This is a genomic window from Kitasatospora nipponensis (genome assembly GCF_039528135.1).
GTDB lineage: Bacteria > Actinomycetota > Actinomycetes > Streptomycetales > Streptomycetaceae > Kitasatospora > Kitasatospora nipponensis.
On the sequence record NZ_BAAALF010000261.1, the window covers coordinates 4,626 to 8,907 of the forward strand.

Genomic DNA, 4,282 nt, shown 5'->3' on the forward strand with positions numbered 1-4,282 from the left:
GGTTCCGGGGGGGAGATGAGAAGACCACGAGGGGGGGGGGGGGCAGGCCGCCGTCGACAGCAGCCAGTGCGTCAGCCCCGCGTCCTGGGGCGCCCTGGCGTGCAGCGACCAGGGCCGGCCGGGCAGCCGGACCAGGCGCGGCTGGGCCGGGTAGGCGTCGAGCAGCGCGTTGATCGCCTCCGCCGCCTCGTCCTCCGCCCGCAGCGACAGGACGTGGACCAGCCGACCGGCGGCCTCGACCAACTCCCGGGCGTCGGCCTCGGTCCGCACCAGTGGCGGCCCGCCGTGGCGCGCCAGCAGCGCGCGCAGGGCGGCCGCGTCCGGCGGGACGGTGCCGTCGCCGCCGCTCACCGCACTGGCGAGGTCCGCGACGAAGCGGAGCCCGCGGGGGTTGTCCGCGCCGAGATCCCCGGTCATGGGGCCGCCCTTCCCGATCATGGTAACGTCTAAATCCTATCTTAGCCGTTACTTGCAGCTGCCCCGGGGAGTGCCATGCCTGCGCCGACCACGCCGACCACCGCGGTGACGACCCCCGTGCTGATCGTGGGGGGCGGCCCGGTCGGGCTGACCCTGTCGGTCCTGCTCTCCGCACACGGCGTGGACCACCTGCTCGTCGAGGCGCGCCCCGACACCTCGCGGCACCCCAAGGCCCGCGGGATCTCGGCCCGGTCGATGGAGGTGCTGCGCCGCTGCGGCCTGGAGGAGCCGGTGCGGCGGGCCGGACTGCCGGCCTCCCAGGTCCACTTCTACCGCGGCCGCAGCCTGGTCGACCCCCACTACGTCCGCACCGGCCTGGCCCCCGGCGCGCCGGACGGCGAGGAGGCCACCCCGTCCCCCGGGCTGATCTGCTCCCAGGACGTGCTGGAGCCGATCCTGCGCCGGCGGGCCGAGCGGGCGGGCCCGGGCCGGATCCGGTTCGGGACCCGGCTGCTCTCCTTCGCCCGCGGTGCGGACGACCAGGGGGTCCGGGCCGTGCTGCGGAACGTGGTGACCGGCGAGGAGAGCCTCGTGCACGCCGGCTGGCTGGTCGGCTGCGACGGGGTCGCGAGCACGGTGCGCGCGGGCGCCGGCATCGCGCTGTCCGGGCCCACCGGGCTCGGCCACTACCTCAGCATCCGTTTCGAGGCGCCGCTGGGACCGGTGGTGGCCGACCGGGCGAGCGCCTCGTACTTCCTCACCGAGCCGGGCCGGGGCGGGTTCATGGCCGTGGACAACGACCGCCGGTGGATCTACCAGTACCCCGTCACCGCGGACGCCCTCGGCGCCGACGACACCGACCTCACCGATCCGCTGTACCTCGCCGAGCTGGTCCGCACCGCCGCCGGGATCCCGGACCTCGCGGTGACCGTCCAGGACACCCTCGGCTGGCGGATGGACGCCCGGCTCGCCGACCGCTACCGCAGCTCGCGGGTGCTGCTGGCCGGCGACGCGGCGCACGTGGTGCCGCCCACCGGCGGGCACGGCATGAACACCGGGATCGGGGACGCCGACAACCTCGCCTGGAAGCTCGCCGCCGTCGTCGCCGGACAGGCCGGCTCCGCCCTGCTGGACAGCTACGAGGCCGAGCGCCGCCCGCTCGCCCGGCAGGTCATCGAGCTGTCGACGGCCAACGCCGGCGCCCGGGCCGGCTACCGCATCGACGACGAGCTGCTGCTGACCGCGCGCTACCGGTCCTGCGCGGTCGTCCCCGACGACGACCTCCCGGCGCCGCGCCCACCGCTGGACCCGGCCGGCCACCGCCCGGGCGCCGGGCCGGGCGACCGGGCACCGCACGTGTGGCTGGACGGCGCCGGCGCCGTCACCTCGACCCTGGACCTCCTCGGGCCCGGCTTCACGCTGGTCGTCCAGGGCGAGGCACCGAGCTGGCGACGGCAGGCCGCTGCCGCCGCCGCGGCCGGCCTGCCCGTCACCGTCCGCCCGCTGACCACCGCCCGGCAGCACGAGCGGGAGCCCGGCCGGTGGCTGCGGCTCTGCGGTGTCCCGGCCGACGGTGCGGTGCTGGTGCGCCCCGACGGCCACCTCGCCTGGCGCGCACCGCGGCCCCCGGCCGACGAGGGCACGCTGCTCGCGGTGCTGCGACGCGTCCTGGGCGGGGACGTCTAGGTGCCGGAGCGCTGGTCAGAGCACCTCGGCCAGTTCCCGCAGCAGCCGACTCCTGGCGCGGGCGCCGACCATCGACTTCACCGGCCGGCCGCCCCGGAAGACCATCAGGGTGGGCATCGACAGCACCCCGTAGGCGCGCTGCGTCTCGGGGTTGCGGTCGACGTCGAGCGAGACCACCCTGAGCCGGCCCGCCTCCTGCGCCGCCACCGCGTCCAGCACCGGCGCGATCATCCGGCACGGCGGGCACCAGTCCGCGGTGAAGTCCACCAGCACCGGCAGCTCGGACTGCAGCACCTGCGCGACGAAGCTCGCGTCGGTCACCTCGGTCACCGTGGTCACCTGACCGGCTGCGCCATCGGTCGTCGGCTCCGCCGACTTCTCACTCACCCTCTGGGTCATCTACGTCTCCTCCGTCGTGATCGTGGGATGCGTCAGCTCACACCGCGGCTCGCCGACCGCGGCCTCCAGCTCGGCGCGGGCCAGCTGCCCGGACACCTGCTCTCGCACCGCGCCGAGGCGGGCCAGCAGGTCGTCCAGCTCGGCCAGCTTGCGGCGGTACACCTCCAGCGAGGCGGGGCAGGAGTCGCCGGCCGGATGCCCCGCCTGTAGGCACTCCACGAACGGGCGGGTGTCCTCCAGCTCGAAGCCGAAGTCCTGCAACAGTCGGATCTGCCGCACCTGGCGCAGGTCCTCCTCGTCGTACGCCCGGTACCCGTTCCCGGCCCGCCGCGCCGACAGCAGCCCGCGCGACTCGTAGTACCGCAGCGTCCGCGTGGTCGTCCCCGCTCGCTGCGCCAGCTCCCCGATCCGCATCCTCGGCCTCCTGCCCGCTCGGTCCTGACGACCGTAGACCTTGACCCCGACGTCAACGCCAGCCCGCCGGGGGGGCAGTGGGGCTGCAGTCAGGCGGTGGTGGGGTGACGACACATCCACCGCGACGGCTTCAGCAGGAGAGTGTCGAGTCCATCATGCCTCGTCAGACGCGCTGCGGGTAGGACGCAGAGCACGATCGTTCGGCCTTGTCCGGCCGCCCGGCGCCCCTCAGACTCGACCCATCCACCTCGTCGCACGCGCCGACCCCTCACCTCCCCGGGGCCGGTGCGCTCGGCGTGCTGCCCCGCCGTCCGGCGGGCGCGGCCTGTGCGGGTGGACGGAGAAGGGGGACGAATGAACCAGCACGCCATCCTGCGCGCCCGGATGCTCCTGCTGAGCTCCGGCGACCTGAGCCGAGCCCAGCGCCTGCGAGCCTTCCGCACGCTCGCACCGGCCAGCCCGGCGGTCTACCGGCCCAAGCTGGCCCGGCTGTTGATGAAGATCAGCGCCGAACCCGCGCTGCGCACCCGCCCCGAGGCCCGCCGCGACCTGCTGACCGAGGCCCTCACCACCATCGAGGCCCTGGACCCCGCCGACCCCCAGCGCCCCGCCCTCCTCGCCGACGTCCTGACGGCCCTGCGGGACTGCTGACCTACACGTCGAAGGCGCTGACCGTCACGTCGGGATGCGCCGGATCGGCGGCGTCCACCTGCACGGTCAGGTGGACGCCGTCGAGGTCGGCCTCGCTCTGCTGCACGGTTGCCACCGGTCCCGGGGCACCGGTGCACGGGAGGAGCGGGGTGGCGACGTCCGGCGGCGACAGGGCGGGCAGGTGGAGGGTGGCGAGCAGGTCGGCCAGGCGATCCGGGGCGGTGGTGAAGCGGACGGCGAGGTCGTACTCGCCGAAGAGCGAGTTGACCCCGGCACTGAACCGGACCGCCGAGGCGCCGGGCGGCAGCCGGATGCCGAAGTGGTCCAGCGCATCACCCAGTTCGGCGGTCGAGCGGCCGCAGGAACGGGCGTCGCCGGACACGTCCTCGGCGAACAGCGGCACGACGCCGAGATACAGCAACCCCGCCAGCACCAGCGGCGCCAGGAACGCCGCCAGACACCCACCGAGCAGCATGCGCGGCACCCACCGCAACCAGCGGCCTTCGTTCGATCGATCGGTCACACCGGAATGATCCTGAAGGTAGCGAACACCATGCGAGCGCCTCACGACGGACCCGATCGGCTCCGCGTGCGACTTTCGAACTACTCCGTCGCGGCGGTCCTCCGAGGCCGACTCAAGTCCCCCGGGGCGAGGGGCGATCCGCCGGGCCCACTGCGCCGGACGTCGGACGGGCCGACTTCCCGCGGAGGCGTG

Annotated in this window: 6 protein-coding genes; 2 read left to right on the forward strand and 4 right to left on the reverse strand. The window is 74.8% G+C overall.

Translation table 11 applies throughout. The annotated features are described in order from the left end of the window. A partial coding sequence (locus ABD323_RS37540; protein ID WP_344446584.1) for an ABATE domain-containing protein occupies positions 1-417 on the reverse strand: 417 nt, incomplete at its 3' end. 75 nt (positions 418-492) lie between these two features. Between ABD323_RS37540 and ABD323_RS37545 the strand changes: the two genes are divergently transcribed. Continuing rightward, a complete protein-coding gene (locus ABD323_RS37545; protein WP_344446585.1) occupies positions 493-2,103 on the forward strand; it encodes an FAD-dependent monooxygenase in 1,611 nt (536 codons plus the stop codon). Positions 2,104-2,118: 15 nt separating this feature from the next. On the opposite strand, the gene trxA is transcribed toward ABD323_RS37545, so the two are convergent. Together trxA and ABD323_RS37555 are read right to left on the reverse strand one after the other, a co-directional pair. Further along, a complete protein-coding gene (gene trxA / locus ABD323_RS37550; protein ID WP_425556298.1) occupies positions 2,119-2,433 on the reverse strand; it encodes a thioredoxin in 315 nt (104 codons plus the stop codon). Between the two features lie 69 nt (positions 2,434-2,502). After that, complete coding sequence (locus ABD323_RS37555) at positions 2,503-2,916, reverse strand: MerR family transcriptional regulator (protein ID WP_344446587.1); 414 nt, start codon at positions 2,914-2,916, stop codon at positions 2,503-2,505. Positions 2,917-3,270: 354 nt separating this feature from the next. Here ABD323_RS37555 and ABD323_RS37560 point away from each other — a divergent pair, with 354 nt between their 5' ends. Next, positions 3,271-3,567 carry a hypothetical protein gene (locus tag ABD323_RS37560; RefSeq protein ID WP_344446588.1) on the forward strand — a complete coding sequence of 99 codons (297 nt, stop codon included), beginning with the start codon at positions 3,271-3,273 and terminating at the stop codon, positions 3,565-3,567. A 1-nt stretch (position 3,568) separates the two neighbouring features. Here ABD323_RS37560 and ABD323_RS37565 read toward each other — a convergent pair whose 3' ends face one another. After that, positions 3,569-4,090, reverse strand: a complete 522-nt coding sequence (locus ABD323_RS37565) for a hypothetical protein (RefSeq protein ID WP_344446589.1) — start codon at positions 4,088-4,090, stop codon at positions 3,569-3,571. Positions 4,091-4,282: the final 192 nt, after the last annotated feature.